This is a genomic window from Arthrobacter sp. KNU-44 (assembly GCF_051843155.1).
Lineage (GTDB): Bacteria > Actinomycetota > Actinomycetes > Actinomycetales > Micrococcaceae > Arthrobacter.
On the sequence record NZ_JBPXNG010000002.1, the window covers coordinates 3,669,944 to 3,686,746 of the forward strand.

General features: G+C 63.5%; 17 protein-coding genes. 5 read left to right on the top strand and 12 right to left on the bottom strand.

The features are described 5' to 3' along the window. The first annotated feature begins 37 nt into the window (after nt 1-37). Nucleotides 38-361 (top strand): hypothetical protein, encoded by a 324-nt coding sequence (locus tag ACSVHC_RS18215; RefSeq protein ID WP_437770806.1) that lies wholly within the window; start codon nt 38-40, stop codon nt 359-361. 345 nt (nt 362-706) lie between these two features. On the opposite strand, the gene ACSVHC_RS18220 is transcribed toward ACSVHC_RS18215, so the two are convergent. The 3 genes from ACSVHC_RS18220 to ACSVHC_RS18230 form a co-directional block, all read right to left on the bottom strand. After that, complete coding sequence (locus ACSVHC_RS18220) at nt 707-1,180, bottom strand: DUF3237 domain-containing protein (protein ID WP_437770805.1); 474 nt, start codon at nt 1,178-1,180, stop codon at nt 707-709. Beyond that, on the bottom strand, nt 1,177-2,928 hold the full coding sequence (locus tag ACSVHC_RS18225; RefSeq protein WP_437770804.1) for a CocE/NonD family hydrolase: 1,752 nt from the start codon (nt 2,926-2,928) through the stop codon (nt 1,177-1,179). Before ACSVHC_RS18225 ends, ACSVHC_RS18220 begins: the two co-directional genes overlap by 4 nt. A 72-nt stretch (nt 2,929-3,000) precedes the next feature. Next, nucleotides 3,001-4,371 carry an MFS transporter gene (locus ACSVHC_RS18230; protein WP_437770803.1) on the bottom strand — a complete coding sequence of 457 codons (1,371 nt, stop codon included), beginning with the start codon at nt 4,369-4,371 and terminating at the stop codon, nt 3,001-3,003. Nucleotides 4,372-4,544: 173 nt separating this feature from the next. Here ACSVHC_RS18230 and ACSVHC_RS18235 point away from each other — a divergent pair, with 173 nt between their 5' ends. Continuing rightward, nucleotides 4,545-5,474: a PaaX family transcriptional regulator gene (locus ACSVHC_RS18235; RefSeq protein ID WP_437770802.1), complete on the top strand. Its 930-nt coding sequence runs from the start codon at nt 4,545-4,547 to the stop codon at nt 5,472-5,474. A 45-nt stretch (nt 5,475-5,519) separates the two neighbouring features. Here ACSVHC_RS18235 and ACSVHC_RS18240 read toward each other — a convergent pair whose 3' ends face one another. The 6 genes from ACSVHC_RS18240 to ACSVHC_RS18265 are packed head-to-tail and all read right to left on the bottom strand — an operon-like array spanning nt 5,520 to nt 12,093. Further along, nucleotides 5,520-7,079 (bottom strand): acyl-CoA synthetase, encoded by a 1,560-nt coding sequence (locus ACSVHC_RS18240; RefSeq protein ID WP_437770801.1) that lies wholly within the window; start codon nt 7,077-7,079, stop codon nt 5,520-5,522. Nucleotides 7,080-7,119: 40 nt separating this feature from the next. After that, nucleotides 7,120-8,487: an MFS transporter gene (locus ACSVHC_RS18245; protein ID WP_437770800.1), complete on the bottom strand. Its 1,368-nt coding sequence runs from the start codon at nt 8,485-8,487 to the stop codon at nt 7,120-7,122. 44 nt (nt 8,488-8,531) lie between these two features. Further along, nucleotides 8,532-8,987 carry a MaoC family dehydratase gene (locus ACSVHC_RS18250; protein ID WP_437770799.1) on the bottom strand — a complete coding sequence of 152 codons (456 nt, stop codon included), beginning with the start codon at nt 8,985-8,987 and terminating at the stop codon, nt 8,532-8,534. 38 nt (nt 8,988-9,025) lie between these two features. Next, nucleotides 9,026-10,255 carry an acyl-CoA dehydrogenase family protein gene (locus ACSVHC_RS18255; RefSeq protein WP_437770798.1) on the bottom strand — a complete coding sequence of 410 codons (1,230 nt, stop codon included), beginning with the start codon at nt 10,253-10,255 and terminating at the stop codon, nt 9,026-9,028. A gap of 1 nt (nt 10,256) precedes the next feature. Then, nucleotides 10,257-11,150: an amidohydrolase family protein gene (locus ACSVHC_RS18260; RefSeq protein WP_437770797.1), complete on the bottom strand. Its 894-nt coding sequence runs from the start codon at nt 11,148-11,150 to the stop codon at nt 10,257-10,259. Between the two features lies 1 nt (nt 11,151). Further along, nucleotides 11,152-12,093: an SDR family NAD(P)-dependent oxidoreductase gene (locus tag ACSVHC_RS18265; RefSeq protein ID WP_437770796.1), complete on the bottom strand. Its 942-nt coding sequence runs from the start codon at nt 12,091-12,093 to the stop codon at nt 11,152-11,154. A gap of 123 nt (nt 12,094-12,216) precedes the next feature. On the opposite strand from ACSVHC_RS18265, the gene ACSVHC_RS18270 reads away from it, so the two are divergent. Both ACSVHC_RS18270 and ACSVHC_RS18275 read left to right on the top strand, forming a co-directional pair. Further along, the gene (locus tag ACSVHC_RS18270) at nt 12,217-12,687 is read left to right on the top strand and encodes a MarR family winged helix-turn-helix transcriptional regulator (RefSeq protein ID WP_437770795.1); all 471 of its coding nucleotides are present in this window, start codon (nt 12,217-12,219) and stop codon (nt 12,685-12,687) included. Between the two features lie 111 nt (nt 12,688-12,798). Then, the gene (locus ACSVHC_RS18275) at nt 12,799-13,797 is read left to right on the top strand and encodes a S1C family serine protease (protein ID WP_437770794.1); all 999 of its coding nucleotides are present in this window, start codon (nt 12,799-12,801) and stop codon (nt 13,795-13,797) included. A gap of 64 nt (nt 13,798-13,861) precedes the next feature. Here the strand turns inward: ACSVHC_RS18275 and ACSVHC_RS18280 are convergent, their stop codons facing one another. After that, nucleotides 13,862-14,002 carry a hypothetical protein gene (locus ACSVHC_RS18280; RefSeq protein ID WP_234747959.1) on the bottom strand — a complete coding sequence of 47 codons (141 nt, stop codon included), beginning with the start codon at nt 14,000-14,002 and terminating at the stop codon, nt 13,862-13,864. A gap of 121 nt (nt 14,003-14,123) precedes the next feature. Further along, nucleotides 14,124-14,498 (bottom strand): hypothetical protein, encoded by a 375-nt coding sequence (locus ACSVHC_RS18285; protein WP_236811805.1) that lies wholly within the window; start codon nt 14,496-14,498, stop codon nt 14,124-14,126. Nucleotides 14,499-14,572: 74 nt separating this feature from the next. Between ACSVHC_RS18285 and ACSVHC_RS18290 the strand changes: the two genes are divergently transcribed. After that, entirely contained in the window at nt 14,573-16,024 is a 1,452-nt protein-coding gene (locus ACSVHC_RS18290; protein ID WP_437770793.1) for an MFS transporter, read from the top strand. A 56-nt stretch (nt 16,025-16,080) separates the two neighbouring features. Here the strand turns inward: ACSVHC_RS18290 and ACSVHC_RS18295 are convergent, their stop codons facing one another. Continuing rightward, nucleotides 16,081-16,794 (bottom strand): metal-dependent transcriptional regulator, encoded by a 714-nt coding sequence (locus ACSVHC_RS18295; protein ID WP_345452761.1) that lies wholly within the window; start codon nt 16,792-16,794, stop codon nt 16,081-16,083. Between the last annotated feature and the right edge of the window lie 9 nt (nt 16,795-16,803).

The window sequence follows — 16,803 nt, forward strand, 5'->3', positions numbered from 1 at the left end:
GACACTCAAGCAGCTGTGTGGGAACGACACTATTTTGGTGAGGGTCGACCACCTGTGGGTGTGGGTGGCGGGCACCGGGGCCGTCCTAGTGGTGCGGACTCCGGGCCGCAGGCTCGTCATCCGAGCGGTCGACGTTGTCCGTGGGACTCCCGGGTTCCCGGTCGCGATGTTTTGCGACGCGTTTGCTATCAACCAGCCGGCGCCGCTGGTGGCCAAAGACCATCACGCCGGCTACCAATGCCGCTCCGACAAGGACCATTACGACCCATATCCATTGTTGCCCGTCCACGTTCTCCCCAATCTCAGCCCGTCGGCTGGGTCCGGCATTGTGCTGCGAAAGGCCCTCGCCCCGTCTGCCTAGGCTGGGAGGGCGGGCCCGGTAAGGAGTCGGTCCTTCTCCTGATCGTTTGCGTAGGCGATGCACCGACCCCGGTTCTTGAAAAGCGGGTAGTCCATTCAGCAAGCCCCCTTGCTTCTTTGGCTGCGGCCCCTCGCCAGTCCGGGCCCAGTCGTTGCAATCCGCCCATCTCTTGTGGCATGGACGCTGTCCGACACGCTAGGACTGCGGGCGATTGCTGTCTTGAGTAGTCCCTACTTGTTTTCGGGGATCCCTACGTGACCGCTGTTCCGGTCCGTCGAGTGGGGTTGTTAACCAGCTCAAAGAAGGTCACGACGGCGGCATTCACAGTCGCCGTCGACGGTTCCGTTAGTCGATCAGAAAGATCCGCACGACCACCTGGTCGGGATGGCGTTCGCCGGTTCCGATAGCCAGACGGTTGTTGAGCCAAGCGAGTTCGGGCGCAGAAGTGGTCAGGCGCGGCCAGCAGCGAAAGTAGATGCGGTCGGGGGCGACATGCTCGCCGCGGTTCAGTCGCTCGATGTCCTCTTCCGTGCCGTGGCGGAGCGCCGTGTTGTGGACGTAGATGCGTTGTCCGGTGTCCGTTTCCAGGGCATAGCGGGCATCCAGTTCGGTGAGCTCCCGGCTGCGCAGTATCTGGTAGTCGGCACCGCCGGGGAGGACCCTGCCGGTGACATGGGAGCCGTGGAAAGTTCCTCCGGTGATCGGCACGATCCGGCGGTGCCCCTCCGGCGTGGTCCCGACGTCGACCGGCGGCCCGACATCGACAGAGACTTCGGCGAAGAATGACAGTCCGGGCGACGCCGTCCGGTCGGTGGTCACAGTATGCCCGCGATCAGGCGGCTCGGGTGGAGCTCGCCGAAGTGGATGCTTTGCCGCGCAACGATGGTCTCGTCGGAGTCGTAGGCGCGCTTGTCGGTGTTCAGGTTCCTGTCCCAGCGCGGATGGCAGCTGGAGGTGACTTGCACCCGGAGTCGCTCGCCGGGTGCGAAAGTGTACGCGGTCTGCCACAGGCTCACCGTGTATTCGTGGATGCTGCCCGGCTCTACGAGGGAAGGCACGTGGCCAGGAGAGTAGCGTCCAGTCTCCGCATAGCTGTCCCGCCAGGAGGCCCGGACGATTCCGTCCGCCAGCGAAATGGATGTTCCGTCGGCAGCTACCCGGCAAAGACGCACCACGAAATCCGTGTCGACGGCGGAAGTGGAGGCGAAAAAACTGGCCCGCACTTCCCCGAACAGGGTCACGGTCTCGGTGAAGGCTTCGCTGGTGAAGACGAGGACATCTTCACGCTCTTCGACGGTTTCCTGCCGGGCGGGTCCTGCAGGGAAGGTGCCGTGGATCATCGTGGCTCCTCCCACCGTGGGCACAGGGTGGAGGGGATCGTAGTCGTATTCGGCAATGCCGTCTGCTTCGGGCTCGGGGGAGAGGGAGCCGTCACGTCCGAAGTACCATGATCGTTCGCTGGCTGGAACCGGGAGTTCCTCGAAGCCGCGCCACTGGTTCTCGCCCATGAAGTAGAGCAACACCGGGGGAACGCGTCGCAGGCGCTCCGGCCGGTTCTTGAGGACGGCGTCGAACCAGTCGGTGTGGATCCGCGACAAGTCCCCCAAACCGTTCATCATCCCTGACGCCGCGGCGATCCCGAAGTTGATGTCCGGGTAGGCGCCGGTGAAGTTCGTGTGGGTCCAAGGGCCGACGATGAGGCGGGGCACGGGGGAGCCTTGGACCCGGCTCAGCTCGAGCTGCTTTCCGTACTGTTCGAGGGTGTTGGGCGCGAAGATGTCGAACCAGCCGCCGATGTGCAGGGTCGGCAGCGGGACGGGCACCGCCGATGCGGCGTCCCACAGTTTGGTGAAGCGGCTGCCCGGATCCTCACCTGCGGACGGCAGCACATGGGAAATCATGAAACTTCCGAATTTCGGGGAGAGCCTGCGCAGCGGAAGTGTGTCGAAGAGCCATCCATCGGCGAAGCCGCGGTCAAGATCGAGCCAGGATTCGAGTTCCTTTTCTAGTCGCTCGGGGTCGTCGTCGAACTCGCGGAGCAGTTCGTTGACGGAGATTGAGGCGTGGCCCCAGCCGAGCCGGCTCCCGAGCTCGTGGGCTCCACCCCGGTATAGGGCACCGTTGTTGGCGTTTCCCCCGGCCGAAACGCCGAGGGCCAGGGCACGCAGGGCGCCCGGGGACAACGATGCGGCGCGCCATTGGGTCTCGGCAAAATAGGAACGGCCCCACATTCCGACGCTGCCGTCGGACCACGGCAGCCCGGCGGCCCAGGCAACGGTATCCGCGCCGTCGGAGGCTTCGTTGATTGAGGGAGTGAAGACACCGTCCGAGCCGAACCGGCCACGGCAGTCCTGGAGAATCACTCCATAACCCTGGGCCGCTACGGTTGCGGGGTTGAAATAGGCGGAATTCACCGCGAGGTCCCTGCCGTAAGGAGTTCTGGTGAGCAGGACCGGAAACCGTCCGCCGCCGTCGTCCGCGGGGCGGTAAACGGTTGACCGCAGGACTGTGCCATCGGTCATGCGGGTTTCGACGTCGGTCTCGATGAGTACGGGAAGCGGGCTCACGTAGGCGGTCCTTTAGGTTGAGGGAGTTCGGTCCGCGGAGGAGGCACGAAGCCGTACCTCCTCCGCGGATGCTTAAGACGGACTGGAGGTCTTCGTGCCCAGCGCTTCGGTAGGTACTTTGTAGGTCTCTTTGACCCAAATTGCCGTCACTGCGGCGGAGACGAGGCAGCAGCCCGCGGTGAAAGCAGCGACGGGCACCCAGCCGTTGGGGCCGGGTTGCACAATTGCCGCTGCGATGGTCGGCGCGAATCCGGTGACAATCAACCCGAGCTGCGAGGCTGTTGCTGCACCCGTGTATCGGATCCGGGTTTCGAACATCTCGGCCGTCATCGAGGGGCCGAGCGGATTGACCAAGCCATAACCAACCGTCATGAACATGATGGCCGTGACGAAGATCAGCGCGATCGAGCCGGCGCTGATTGACCAGAAGAATGCGAAGGCCGATGCGGCGCAGATGATGTTGCCGGCAATAAACACGGGCTTGCGGCCGATTCTGTCGGCGAGGATGCCTGCGTACGGCTGGACGACGATCCCGAGGGCCGCAGTCACGATGGTGACGGTGAGCATGAGGGCGGCGGGGATCCCGAACTTTCCAGAGTAGGCAAGCGCGAAGGCCGCGAAGATCGAGGAGACGACGCTCCATAGACCAAAGAAGATGACCTTGATGATAGTGGTCCAGTGGTCCCGCAGGACGACTTTCAGCGGAAGTTCCTTGGAGCTCTCGGATTCCTTTGCCGATTCGAACACCTCGGACTCGGGAAGGCGAAGCCGGATGTACAGGCCCACGGCCACGACAATGATGCTCGCAAGGAATGGCAAGCGCCAGCCCCAGCTCAGCAATTCAGCTTGCGGAAGGAGGGACACCGCGAGGAAGGCGAGGGAGGCGAGCATGATTCCGGCGACGGCGCCGGTGTTGACCCAACTCCCGTAGAACGCCCGCTTGTTGCTGGGTGCGTGCTCCAGCGTCATGGTGACCGCGCCAACCGATTCTCCGGCGGCGGAAGCGCCCTGTAGGGCACGCAGCAGAACCAGGAGGACAGGGGCTGCAGCGCCGATGGCTGCAGTGGGCGGCAGGCACCCGATGAGGAAGGTGGCAACCCCCATCATGACCAAGGTGAGCACCAGCATCTGGCGGCGGCCGATGCGGTCGCCGAAGTGTCCGATGACACTCGCGGCCAGCGGACGGACGAAATATCCGATTCCGATGGTCGCCATGGAAAGAAGGGTGCCCAGTGCCGGGTCGATTCCGGGGAAGAAGATCTTGTTGAAGATCAGGGCTGACGCCGAGCCGTAGATGAAGAAATCGTAGTACTCGAGCGTGCTGCCGATGAAGCTCGCGACGGCAGCACGGCGGGCATGTCCGGTGCCGGCGTGGGTTGTTGAAGGGGCGATGTCAGCGGACGGCGTCAGTGCTGTCGGCGGAACGGTGGGACCAGCGGTCATTGCGGATCTCCTGAGTGTGAAAGGGGCTTGGGGCTCGCAGTGCGGCAGGGCTGAGTTCCGCTGAGAATTGTGGTCTGCATCACTCGTACAAAAATAGTATGCGACATAATCCACGTCCGTCAATGCAAGTGCATAATAAAGGGTGGCGGTGCGAGGACTGACAGAATGGATGGGTGACGCCAGCGACTGCTTCCTCAGCTCCCGGGTTGGTCCCCGAGGCCCCCGTGGATTTTCCGCGCCCCTTGAAGGGTTCCTCTACCCAGCATCTGCTCACCACGATGCTCGGCGATTTCTGGCAAAACACGGACGAATGGATTCCCGCCAAATTGATCGCGGCCCTGGCGGCCCCGCTTGGTGTATCGCCCTCCGCCTGCGCGACGGGCCTCAGCCGCTTGGCAAGCAGGGGAGTGTTGGAACAGTCCAGCGCTGGAAGGACGTCGCGGTATCGGTTCACCCAGCGGGCCCGGACGCGGCTGCGCATCGGATTTGAACAAGTGCGCTTGTTCGGTAGCCAAAGCAACGCTTGGGACGGTGCCTGGACGGTGATCGCTTTCTCTGTTCCCGAGTCCTCCAGGGAAATCCGCGATATGTTCCGATCGCGGCTTCGGTGGCGGGGATTCGCCCCCGTTTACGGGGCACTGTGGGTATCGCCGCGGGACCATGCCGAGGAACTGGAAGAAAACTGCGCGTCCTTTGGCGTCGAGGACTACGTCATCTTCCGGACAGCGGACCAGACCCTGCGCGGAAAAAACCTCATCACCGCCTGGTCTCCCGAGGAGCTGGCGGAGCAGTACGCGCCCTTCATCGAGAGCTACAGTCCATGGGTGGAGAAGGTGGAGGCCGGCCTTGTGACCGCGGCAGAGGCCTTCCGCGTCCGCACGATGGCCATGGACGCTTGGCGCGCCTTTCCTTGGAACGACCCCGACCTGCCCGCGGAACTCCTCCCCGAGAATTGGCCATTGGCCGAAGCCCGCAAGATCTTCGTACTGGTGTACGACGGCCTTGCGGCTTCGGCACTGGTCCACGTCGATGCGATCCTTGCCGACGCCGCACCATCCCTCGGTGGATCCGCGTCATGCATCCCGATCGAAACCGGACGCTGACCCGCCAGCAATGCTGAGGTGTCACGCACCTTGGAAGCGAACTCCTCAGGAAACGGTGCTCCGGCGGAGCTCGCTTTTGCGGATCTTTCCACTGGCCGTTCGCGGCATGTCGTCCACGAACACCACAGTCTTCGGGATTTTGTAGCGGGCCAGCCTGCCGGCCAGGTGCTCCTTGAGTCCGTCCTCGGTCAAAAAGGCTCCCTCGCGCAGAACCACCACGGCGCGTGGCACCTCTCCCCACTTCTCGTCGGGCACGCCGATGACTGCAACGCTGCCCACGGCGTCCAGCTCACTGATCGCTTGTTCCACCTCGGCCGGGTAGATATTCTCGCCGCCTGAGATAATCATGTCCTTGAGCCTGTCCGAGACGAAGACGAATCCTTCTTCGTCCTTGTAGCCCATGTCTCCGGACTTGAACCAGCCGCGGTCTTCATACGATTCAGCCGTGGCATCGGGCCGATTCCAGTATTCGTGGATGACGTTGGGGCCTTGGATCTGGATTTCGCCCACCAGGCCCTGCTCGGCAAGGCCGCCCGCGACGTCGGCGATCCGGACATCGCTGAAGAAGTGCGGGAGCCCGGAAGAGCCCGCCTTGTCGCGGGATCTGGCAGCGGGCAGCGTGGTGGCGCCAGGCGCCGTCTCGGTCATTCCGTAGCCGTTGGAGAAATGCAGTCCGCGCGCCTCGTATGCTTCGAGGACGCGCATGGGAACTGCCGATCCGCCGCAGGTCAGCTTGTTGAGGGAGCCAAGGTCCGACGTCGGCCAGGCCGGATGCTCGCAGAGCATCTGGTAGGTGGTGGGCACCCCGCTAATGGTGGTGGCTCCGTGCTGTTCGATGAGCTCAAGGGTGCGTTGGGGATCGAACCTCGACTCCAGGACCACGGTCCCGCCCTTGAGAAGCGTCGGCAACACTCCCATGTCGAGCGACGCAACGTGGAACATCGGCGAGATCATGAGTGCCACATCCGTGGAAGAGAAATCGAAGTCGACAATTACGTTGATGCAGTTCCAGGTGATGTTGCCGTGGGTCAGCAACGCACCCTTGGGGCGTCCAGTGGTTCCGGACGTGTAGAGGATCATGGCCCCGTCGTCGAGCCCGATTTCTTCGTCCAGATGCCGGGGCGCTCCCGAGGCGACGACGTCCTCATAGTTCTCCGCCGACGTAGGGGTTTCGCTTCCGGAAGCGGCGCTCCTGTCGCCCGGGAGGGAATCGCCGACGACGACGCGCCGGCTCACGCGGGTGCCTTCCGCGCCGCTGGCCGCAAGGCCGTTGAGGCTCGCTGAGTGGATCAGGGCAACGGCACCGCAGTCCCCAAGCTGGAAATTGATCTCCGGCGGCGCCAACCGGGTGTTGAGGGGCACGAAGATCGCGCCGAGCTGCCCACAAGCAAAAAGCGTTTCCAGGAAAGCGGGATGGTTTTCCCCGAGATAGGCCACTCTGTCGCCCTTGGCAACGCCCCCGGCTTTGAGGGCGTTGGCGAGCCTGTCCGATCGTTCCGCAAATTCCTCATAGCTGAGTCGGCGGTCTCCGGAGATCAACGCAACCTTGCTTCCGGACTTCGGGCGGCGGCGCTGCAGCCATGAACCGATGCCAAAATTCTCCATGACGGTCCTTTCTGGTTCCCAAGCTAGACCCTTAACGGCTTCAAGGCCGGACGGTCTGCAAATCGTTGTTCTTCGGTTCCCGGGTCAACAGGATGAAGATGATGGAGGTGACGGACATCGCGGCCAGATAGAAGACCACCGAGCCGGTGTCCTTGCCCGAGTCCTTGAAGATCTGGGCCACGATCCCCGGCGTGAAGCCCGCACCGAGGAGCGTCGCGAGCTGATAACCGAGCGAGGCGCCCGTGTAGCGGGAGGTGGTGCCGAACTGCTCGGACACGAAGGCGGCCAATGGCCCGAAGAGCGTTGAGTGGATCATCAGGCCGACGGTGAAGGCGACGAAGACCAGGAGGATGTTGTTCGAGGACAACAGCTGGAACATCGGGATCAGATAGGCGATGAAGAGTATGAGTCCGCCGATCATCACGGGCCTCCGGCCCAATTTGTCGGAGAGCCTGCCGCCAAGGATCACGAAGGCGATGGAAATGAAGGAAGCAGCCGCGAAGGCGTAAAGCACGCCCTGGCGGTCGGCGCCCTTGGACACCGCGAAGGTGACCGCGAACGTTGCCAGGACCACCTGGAGGGCAAAGCCCGCGGCCCCGGCGAGCATGGTGAATATCAGGGTCTTGGGCCGGCGCAGCACCTGAAGGAGCGGGATGACGGGCTTCGTGGCGGCGCGATTGTCCGGGTTCCGGGCCACTCTTTCCTGCTCTGCCATCCTTTCCTGTTCGATGGCGGCTTTGAAGACGGGGCTCTCCGATACTTTCAGCCGGACGAACATGCCCACTGCAAGCAAGACAAACGAGAGCAGGAAGGGAACCCGCCAGCCCCAAGCGAGGAACTGGGAGTTTGGCAGGGCCGAGAAAGCGCCCATGATGAGGGTGCCCAGCACGGCGCCCGAGGGCGCTCCGGCATTGACGAACGAGGCAGCGAAGCCGCGCTTCCCCGATTCCGAATGCTCCAGCGCCATCAAGGCGGCTCCACCCCACTCGCCGCCCACAGCGATGCCCTGGAAGACGCGGAGTACAACAAGCATCACGGCGCCCCACGGACCGGCCACGGAGGCGTCCGGGACCAATCCGATCAGCGCGGAAGCCAGGCCCATGACCAACATGGAGACGATGAGCATTCCCTTGCGTCCCAGCTTGTCGCCGAAGTGCCCGAAGATGACTCCACCCAGCGGACGGGCCACATATCCTGCGGCGAATGTTCCGTAAGCGGCCACGACACCCACCCAGTCGTCCATTCCCGAGAAGAAGACCTTGGGGAAGACCACGGCTGCGGCTGTGGCGTAGAGCAGGAAGTCGTAGTACTCGATGGTGCTGCCCAGGTAGCTGGAAGCAATGACGGTGCGTGCTTCCTTGCGCCTGGTAGCCACGTCCATGGATTGAAGCTGCGATATTTGGGACATCGTTGTTCCTTAAAGCAGGGGTGGGGGAGAGGGCCTAGCGGCCGCTATTTGTAGAAACGGGCGAGGAATTCGGCCACGACTGCCGGGCGTTCCTGGCCTTCGATTTCGATGGTGTTGGACACCTTGATCTGGGCTCCGCCCTTGACCTCGGTGACCTCGGCGATGGTGGCTTGCATGCGGATTCGCGCGCCCACCTTGACCGGGGAAGTGAAACGGACCTTGTCCAGGCCGTAGTTCACTTTCGTGGTGACGCCTTCGACGTCGAATAGCTCGCCCCAGAACGGGATGATGAGCGAGAGCGTGAGGAAGCCGTGGGCGATCGGGGCGCCGAACGGGCCCTCCTTGGCGCGTTCCGGATCGACGTGGATCCACTGGTCGTCTCCGGTGGCGTCAGCGAACTTGTTGATTTGTTCTTGGGTGATTTCGCGGTATTCGGTGACGCCGAGATCGGTTCCGGCGAGGGTGAGCAATTTGTCGAAGTCGACAACGAGATTGGGCACTTTGGCTCCTGGTGGTTGTGATGGATGAAGAGTGTGGGTTAGCGGGTAAAGGCGCTCTCGCCGGTCAGTGCGCGCCCGACGATCAGGGCGTTGATCTCGTGAGTTCCTTCGTAGGAATAGACGGCTTCAGCGTCGGCTTGGAACCGGGCAACATCACTCTCCAGCGTGATGCCGTTGCCGCCTGCCAGCTCGCGGGCCAGGGCGACTGTTTCCCGCATGGCCAGGCAGCTTTGCATCTTGGCGAGCGCGGAGTCCTGGTCGCGGTAGACCCCGCGGGCCTGTTGTTCGGTCAACCTGACCACGAGGGACAAGCTTGCGGTGAGGTTGCCAAGCATCCGGGCCAGCTTTTCCTGGACCAGCTGGAAGGAACCCAGCGGGCGGCCGAACTGGTGGCGCTCGCGGACGTAACGGAGGGCTGCTTCGAACGCGCCGGCCTGGATGCCGGTCGCGATCCAGGCGACGTCCGAGCGCATGGCCTTCAGCATCGCGGCGACGTCTTTGAAGGAGTTCACGTTGTGCAGGCGCATAGATTCCGGGACCCGGACTCCGTCGAGGGTGATGTGTGCGTTTTGCATCATCCGCAGCGCGGTCTTGCCGTGGATCTTCTCCAGCCTCACCCCGGCTGCCTGGCGGTCCACGAGGAAAGCTTTGACCTGCCCGTCGGTGACGTCGCGGGCGAACACGGCCAGGACGTCGGCGGTGGCGGCGCCGCCGATCCAGCGTTTGGCGCCGTCCAGAACCCAGGTGCCGCCGTCGGGGTCTGGTTCGAAGCGGGCGGTGGTGGAGAGCCCGCCCGCGATGTCCGAACCGTGTTCGGGTTCGGTCAGGGAGAAGACGCCTTTGAGGGAGAAGTCGATGACCTTGGGCATCCATCGGGCCTGCTGTTCGGCGGAGGCGCCGACGCGGATGGCGGTGCGGAACAGGCCAGCCTGGGCGGTGTACCAGGTGGCCAGGGACGCGTCCGTGCGCGCGAGTTCGAAGACCCTGAAGCCCTGATAGATCCCGCGGGCGGGCGTGGCCCCGGTGCCGGTCAGTTCCGCCGGTTCCATCAGGTCCAGGTCGATGAGCGGCCGGGCCAACCGCGTAGGGAACTCGCCGCGCTCCCAGTAGTCGGCCAACAGCGGCTTCGCTTCGCGGTCCAGGAAATCCCGCAGTCGGCCCAGCACCCGGCGCTCGTCCTCGGTGAGCAGGGACTCGGCATCGTAGTAGTCGCAGACGTCGTAGAGGCGTTCTGTAACCGCGGTCTCCACATGGGTTTCCAGGCTCATGTCAGCCGTCCAATCCGAGCAGCCGCACGGCATTGTCCTTGAGGATCTTGGGCCGGACGTCGTCCTTGAGTGGGAGGTCCGCGAAGGCGCCCAGCCATTTCTGCGGCGTGATGAGCGGGAAGTCCGTGCCGAAAAGGACTTTGTCCTGCAGCACCGAGTTGGACATGCGCACCAGCGACTCGGGGAAATATTTGGGGGACCAGCCGGAGAGATCGATGAACACGTTGGATTTGTGCGTGGCGATGGAGTTGGCCTCATCCTGCCAGGGCACCGAGGGGTGGGCCATGATGATCTGCAGCCCGGGGAAGTCGGCGGCCACGGCGTCGAGAAGGAGCGGGTTGGAGTAGGCCAGCTTGATGCCGTAGCCTCCAGGCAGGCCCGCGCCCATGCCGTTTTGGCCGGTGTGGAAAATGGCGGGGAGGCCCAGTTCCTGCAGGGTCTCCCAGAGCGGGTAGAACTGTTCGTTGGAGGGATCGAAGCCCTGCAGGCTCGGATGGAACTTGAAGCCGCGGGCCCCCAAGTCGATCGCTTGGTGCTTGGCGCCCTGGATGGCCTCGGTGCCGGTACGGGGATCCACGCTGCCGAACGGGATCAGCACGTCGTTGTTCCTTGCGGCTCCCGCGATCAGTTCCGGGATGCTGTTGGGCTCGTGCTTGAGCTGGGTGCGGGCGTCCACGGTGAAGACGACGGCGGCCATGTTCAGTTCGCGGTAGACCTCGGCGATCCGGTCCAGCGAGGGCGTGCGGTCCTCGGACTTGAAGTACTTGGCGGAAGCTTCCGTCAGCGACTGGGGCAACGATTCGTGGCCATGGCCGTCCACTTCGAGATGGACGTGCATGTCGATCGCGTCGAGTTTTGCGGCGTCGATGCCCGGCTCGTAACGCTGTGCGTCCATGTCAGCGGACCTGTGCGGCGGCGGCTTCGGGCTGCAGTTCCGCCGGGAGCGGCAGGAATTCCTCGCCGACGCTTTGCAGCTTGTCGCCGAACAACGCGCCGAAGTTCTCCACGAGTTCCTGGTATCCCCAACCGCCCTCGCGGTATTCGGTGGCGGCGGCTTCGGGGTGGGTCCAGAGCTGGAGGCGGTCACCGCCGGCGCCGATGGCTTGGCCGGTAATCCCGGCCGCTTCGTCGGAGGCGAGGAAGGCAATGAGTCCGGAGACGTCGTCGGCCGTTCCAAAGCCGAGCTCGTGGCGGAAGAAATGCGGCATGGCTTCGCCGCGTTCGTCGGCCTCCACCGCTTTGCGGAAGTACGGGATGGTCTTGGTCATTGCCGTCGCGGCCACGGGGATGACGGCGTTGGCAGTGACGCCGGCTTTCTTCATTTCCAGGGCCCAGGTACGGACCATGCCGACGATTCCGGCCTTCGCGGCGGCGTAGTTGGTCTGGCCGAAGTTGCCGCGCTGCCCGGTGGGGGAGCCGATGGCGATGATGCGGCCCGCAATCCCGTTCTCCTTGAAATAGCCGAAGGCTTCGCGGGCGCACGTGAAGGTGCCGCGAAGGTGGACGTTGATGACCAGGTCGAAGTCTTCGTCCGTCATCTTCAGCAGGCTCTTGTCCCGCAGGATGCCTGCGTTGGTGACGAGGATGTCCAGGCGGCCGAATTCCGTGACGGCTGCCTCCACCAGCTGCTGCGCTGCCTCTGTGCTGCCCACAGGAGCGACGACCGCCACTGCCCGGCCGCCGTCGGCTTCGATGGACCGGACCGCTTCGCCGGCCACGTCGGCGTCGACGTCGTTGATGACTACCGCCGCGCCCTGACGGGCGAGTTCCCGGGCGTAAGCGAGCCCCAGTCCCCGGCCGCTTCCGGTGACAATCGCTACTTTTCCTGACAGGCTCATCGCTGCTCCTTTGCTCGATACCCGTGCATCCAAGCCCTCGGCGTGGGATGCTTTTCTGTATCCATGAAAATACGTATAGTTAAAAATGTCAACGATTGATTTTGAAGATTATTGGAGTTTGTTATGACGATCGAGGCGCAGGACGAGCAACAGGCTGCCACGAAGGACCGGCTGGTCGCCGCGCCTATCAGCCAGGACGTGGGTTTCCTGTTGGCCAAGCTCCATGCAGGCGGATCGATCGTGAACAACCGGGCGCTTGCTGAGTTTGACCTCAAGGAGCGTTCGTACTCGGTGCTGATCCTGGCCAACAGCGGACTGGAGCCCACCCAGCGGGAATTGGCGGACTTCCTCAGCCTCGACCCCAGCCAAATCGTCGCTTTGGTGGACGAACTTGAAAAGCGGAAGCTCGTGGCCAGGGCACCAGGCAAGCAGGATCGCCGGGCCAAGACGGTGACTGCGACGGCGAAGGGGAGCCAGTTGCTCGGCCAAGCAGCCGTTGCGGCCCGCCACGCGGAATCCGAAGTGTTGGCCGCGCTGGACGAGGGGGAAGCCGCCCAGCTCAAGGCGCTGCTGCGAAAAGCGTTGTGGGGTTAGCTTCCCAATCATCTACCGCGTGGCAGAGTTCACCCACGGCGTAGGCCGGAACGGACTAACCGCAGCAGTGTATTCGTTGATATAGACACCACCGGTTACAGGAGGTGCACGATGAGTACGTTGCCGGAACAAGTTTTTCCCGAGGACATCCCTGACGCCCCGTCAGATGACGAAGCCTTGGACGCCTACTCGCGGACAGTGATGCACGTTGCAGAGACCGTCACGCCGCATGTCGCAGCTTTGGAGATGAGCAGCGCCCGCAGAAACGGCCAGGTCAGGATCGGAAGTGGATCCGCTGTCGTATTCACGGGTGACGGCTATATGCTGACCAACGCCCACGTGGTCTCCGGCCTGCGCTCCGGGCGGGCAATCTTCGCCGACGGAACCCATTCCGACGTCGAACTCGTCGGTGCGGATCCCTTGTCCGATCTCGCCATTGTCCGCGGGCACCACACGCCGCTGCCCGCTATCCTGGGCAACGCGGAGTCACTGCACGTCGGCCAATTGGTGATCGCTGTGGGTAACCCGCTGGGACTGGCAGGATCAGTGACCGCGGGCGTCGTCAGCGGCCTCGGGCGTTCCATCCCCGTCAGGTCCGGCCGGCACAGCAGGGTCATCGAGGACGTCATCCAGACCGACGCAGCGTTGAACCCCGGCAATTCCGGGGGAGCCCTTGCCGACACCAAAGGGCGGATTGTGGGAATCAACACCGCCGTGGCCGGTTTGGGCCTCGGACTCGCGGTGCCCATCAACACCACCACCCAACGGATCATCGCCGCCCTGCTGAAGGACGGCCGGGTCCGCCGGGCATACCTTGGCTTGGTGAGCACCCCTATTCCGTTGGACGCGAGTGCGGTGATCCGGACAGGCCAGAAGGAAGCGCTGCGGGTTGTGGAAGTCATCGCCGGATCTCCGGCGGAGCGGGCAGGACTGCTCGCCGGCGACCTGGTCCTCAGTGCTCAGTCGCGGGCCGTATCCAGTGCAGAGAGCCTTCAAAAACTCTTGTTTTCGCAGGCCATAGGAGAGCCTTTCCTCCTGACGGTCCTGCGCGACGGCAAAATCCACGCGGTTGTCGCCGTACCCAGCGAAATGACTGACGCGGATTCATGAGGAGCAGGTGCACGACGGAACCGGTCCGCTAAAAAGCCGGGGCCAAGATGGCTCCGGCTTTTTGCTACTTCTTCCGCATCCTCAAATGGGCCACCGGATCCACCGCGGCGTCGGATTCGTGCTTGGCACGCTTCACTGCCCGTTTCTCCTTGATGGTCTTGATACTCTTTTTCGTCTCGTGCTGGTGCGGCGCTTTGTCAGGCATGTCATGCTCCCTAACTACGGATCTTCCGTGAAGATCCAGCAAAGAGGGTCCTGAAAGGCCCTCTCCTTGTAAACTACGCCTGTTTCAGGCGAAAGCAACCGGCGGCCGAACGCCCGAATAACTAGGCTTCGGAAGCCGGGACATCCACAATGCCCACGAACCGCGAGCCGATTCCTTCGTATTCGCTGCGGACCTCTCCGGGAAGGATTCCCGGAACCTCGCTGTTCCGGTGGTGGCCACAGAAAACGTAGGTGAACTCCGGCCACCATTTCTTGGGACGCGCAGCCTCGGTGTACCCGCAGACGACGCAGCTCAAGTGCACCCACACAGGACGCTTCCCGGTGCGGTTGGCGCGGGATTGGACGAGCCACTGCGGTGGATTGTCTTGCAGCTCGCTCAGCTCGGCTTGTGAAAGCCTGGAGGGGATGCCGTGGCGTTGGGCCATTTCCATCGAAATATCAAGGGCCAGTGCGGCGTCACGTCTGCTAATCACCATTCAACGATACGGGACTTTCGCCGCGGCAGGATCGGGCAGGAATCCGGACGGGAGCGGACAAGCAGGCGTAGGCTGTGCTCATGACCGACGCAGCGGCCCTGCTGCCAAGCACCCCGCTTCAAAAGCGGGTCCTTGTTGTGGCAATTGTGGCTTCCTTCATCGCCATTTTGGATGGCTTCGTGGTGAACCTCGCGCTCCCGGCGATCGGCCGTGAACTGGGTGGTGGCCTCGTCATCCAGCAATGGGTGGTGGATGCCTACCTTTTGACCCTCGGCGCGCTGATCCTGGTCGCCGGATCCCTCTCGGACCATTTCGGCCGCGCTCGCATCCTGGAGTGGGGACTCGCCGGCTTCACCCTCACCTCCGTCACGTGCGGTCTCGCCTGGAACGGGGAAGTGCTCGTGGTGTCGCGGGCCCTGCAGGGGATCGCCGGGGCACTGCTTGTCCCGAGTTCGCTCGCCATGATCGTCACCTTCTTCTCCGGGCCGGCGCAGTCCAAGGCAATCGGCCAATGGTCCGGTTGGACGAGCGCGGCCGCTATTGTCGCCCCGTTGATCGGCGGCGTATCGGTCGACCTGCTGTCCTGGCGCGTCATCTTCTTTATCAATGTGGTTCCGGCCGTTGCCGTCTGGCCGATCCTCGCGGGGCTGCGGAAGTCCGATGCCGCAACGGACACAAGCAAGAAGATCGACTACCTCGGCGCATTCCTGGCCATGGTGGGACTCGGTGGCCCGGTCTACGCTTTCATCGAACAAGGGCGCATGGGCTGGAGCAACATGGTGGTCTGGATGCCGCTCGCCGTCGGAGCCGTTGGCCTGGTCCTCTTCCTGATCCACGAAGCCAGGACCCCGGAACCAATGCTGCCCCTGCGGCTCTTCGGAATCCGTAATTTCGGTTGGGGAAACATCGCCACGCTGGCCATCTACGGCGCCCTGTCCCTCGGCTTCTTCGCCGTAGGCATCTACTTGCAGCAAGTGGGAGGGATGAAAGCAACCACTGCGGGTATCGCGTTGCTTCCCGCGACGGTCCTCCTGATGCTCACGGCTTCATTCTTCGGCGGACTGGCAGGCAAGTACGGCCCACGGTGGTTCATGACAGCCGGTCCGTTCATCTGCGGTGTCGGTTTTCTCATGACGTTGGCCGTCCAGGAGCCCTTGAACTACTGGACCCAAGTGCTGCCCGGGCAGATCGTCTTCGGGATCGGCCTCAGCACCTTGGTTGCGCCCCTCACCGCGGCCATCCTCGGCGCGGTACCCACCGAAGAGGCAGGGATCGGTTCCGCAGTGAACAACGCGGTTGCCCGTATCGCAGGCCTGATCTGCATCGCGTTTGCCGGGCTCATCATCGGCCCGGTCTTCACCCGCCAAGGTCTCATGAACGCCCTGGTGGTCACCGCTGTGCTGTTCTTCCTCGGGGCGGCGGCATCCGCCGTCGGGATCCGGAACCCGGTCTTGGGTGCTGCAGTGATGGACTCTCCGGAAGGTCCAGCCGCCGACGACGGCGGGACGGCCGCCCAGCGCGCCTGAACAGTGCTTTCCAGGACACGCTTTCTAAGACACAGGCTTTTCAGTACACAGCTTAGTCAGCGTTCCGCGAGGACGCAGCCTTCGTGGACGGCGTCCGTGGCCACCCAGAGCGCCGAGGCGACCTCATCGGCGAGATCGTAGTCGCGGCTGCCCGGACCTTTTCCGATCCGCACCACCAGCGCACCGCCGAACGGTTTGCGGCCAATCACCTCGATGCTGGCATCGAGGTCGATTTCCTCGGCAGACAGGTACCTCAGCAGCTCCGGGTTTTCGTCGCTGATCCGGGTGATCTTTCCTGAATGGCCGTCGTCGAGCTCGATCATCCGGTGCGCATGCGGCAGGCTCACCGAACCGTCCGCGGCGGGGATGGGGTCACCATGGGGATCGCGTCCGGGGTTGCCCAGCTTGGCGGCCATGCGATCGATGAAGGTGTCCGAGACGGCGTGCTCGAGCATCTCGGCCTCGTCGTGGACTTCATCCCAGCTGTAGCCCAACTCCCTCACGAGGTAGGTCTCGATCAGGCGGTGCCGGCGGACCATGCCCAGGGCAAGCTGCATTCCCTGGGGTGTCAAAGTAATGGCGCTGTAGGGCTGGTGGTCAACCAGGCCTTGGTCCTTGAGCTTGCGGACCATCTCCGAGACGGAGGAATTGGCGACACCGAGCCGCTGCGCGAGCTGTGAGGACGTGATGGGTTTGTCCTGCCACTCCGTAAAGGAGTAGATGACCTTGACGTAGTCCTCGATCGAGGAGGAGGGCGCACTGGTCTTCACGGTTCCAAG

Bases quoted from the DNA above. Each gene is read 5' to 3' on its own strand.
- ACSVHC_RS18265 (WP_437770796.1), bottom strand. From the start codon at position 12,093: ATGAGCCTGTCAGGAAAAGTAGCGATTGTCACCGGAAGCGGCCGGGGA.
- ACSVHC_RS18275 (WP_437770794.1), top strand. From the start codon at position 12,799: ATGAGTACGTTGCCGGAACAAGTTTTTCCCGAGGACATCCCTGACGCC.
- ACSVHC_RS18280 (WP_234747959.1), bottom strand. From the start codon at position 14,002: ATGCCTGACAAAGCGCCGCACCAGCACGAGACGAAAAAGAGTATCAAG.
- ACSVHC_RS18245 (WP_437770800.1), bottom strand. From the start codon at position 8,487: ATGTCCCAAATATCGCAGCTTCAATCCATGGACGTGGCTACCAGGCGC.
- ACSVHC_RS18285 (WP_236811805.1), bottom strand. From the start codon at position 14,498: ATGGTGATTAGCAGACGTGACGCCGCACTGGCCCTTGATATTTCGATG.
- ACSVHC_RS18270 (WP_437770795.1), top strand. From the start codon at position 12,217: ATGACGATCGAGGCGCAGGACGAGCAACAGGCTGCCACGAAGGACCGG.
- ACSVHC_RS18255 (WP_437770798.1), bottom strand. From the start codon at position 10,255: ATGAGCCTGGAAACCCATGTGGAGACCGCGGTTACAGAACGCCTCTAC.
- ACSVHC_RS18240 (WP_437770801.1), bottom strand. From the start codon at position 7,079: ATGGAGAATTTTGGCATCGGTTCATGGCTGCAGCGCCGCCGCCCGAAG.
- ACSVHC_RS18260 (WP_437770797.1), bottom strand. From the start codon at position 11,150: ATGGACGCACAGCGTTACGAGCCGGGCATCGACGCCGCAAAACTCGAC.
- ACSVHC_RS18230 (WP_437770803.1), bottom strand. From the start codon at position 4,371: ATGACCGCTGGTCCCACCGTTCCGCCGACAGCACTGACGCCGTCCGCT.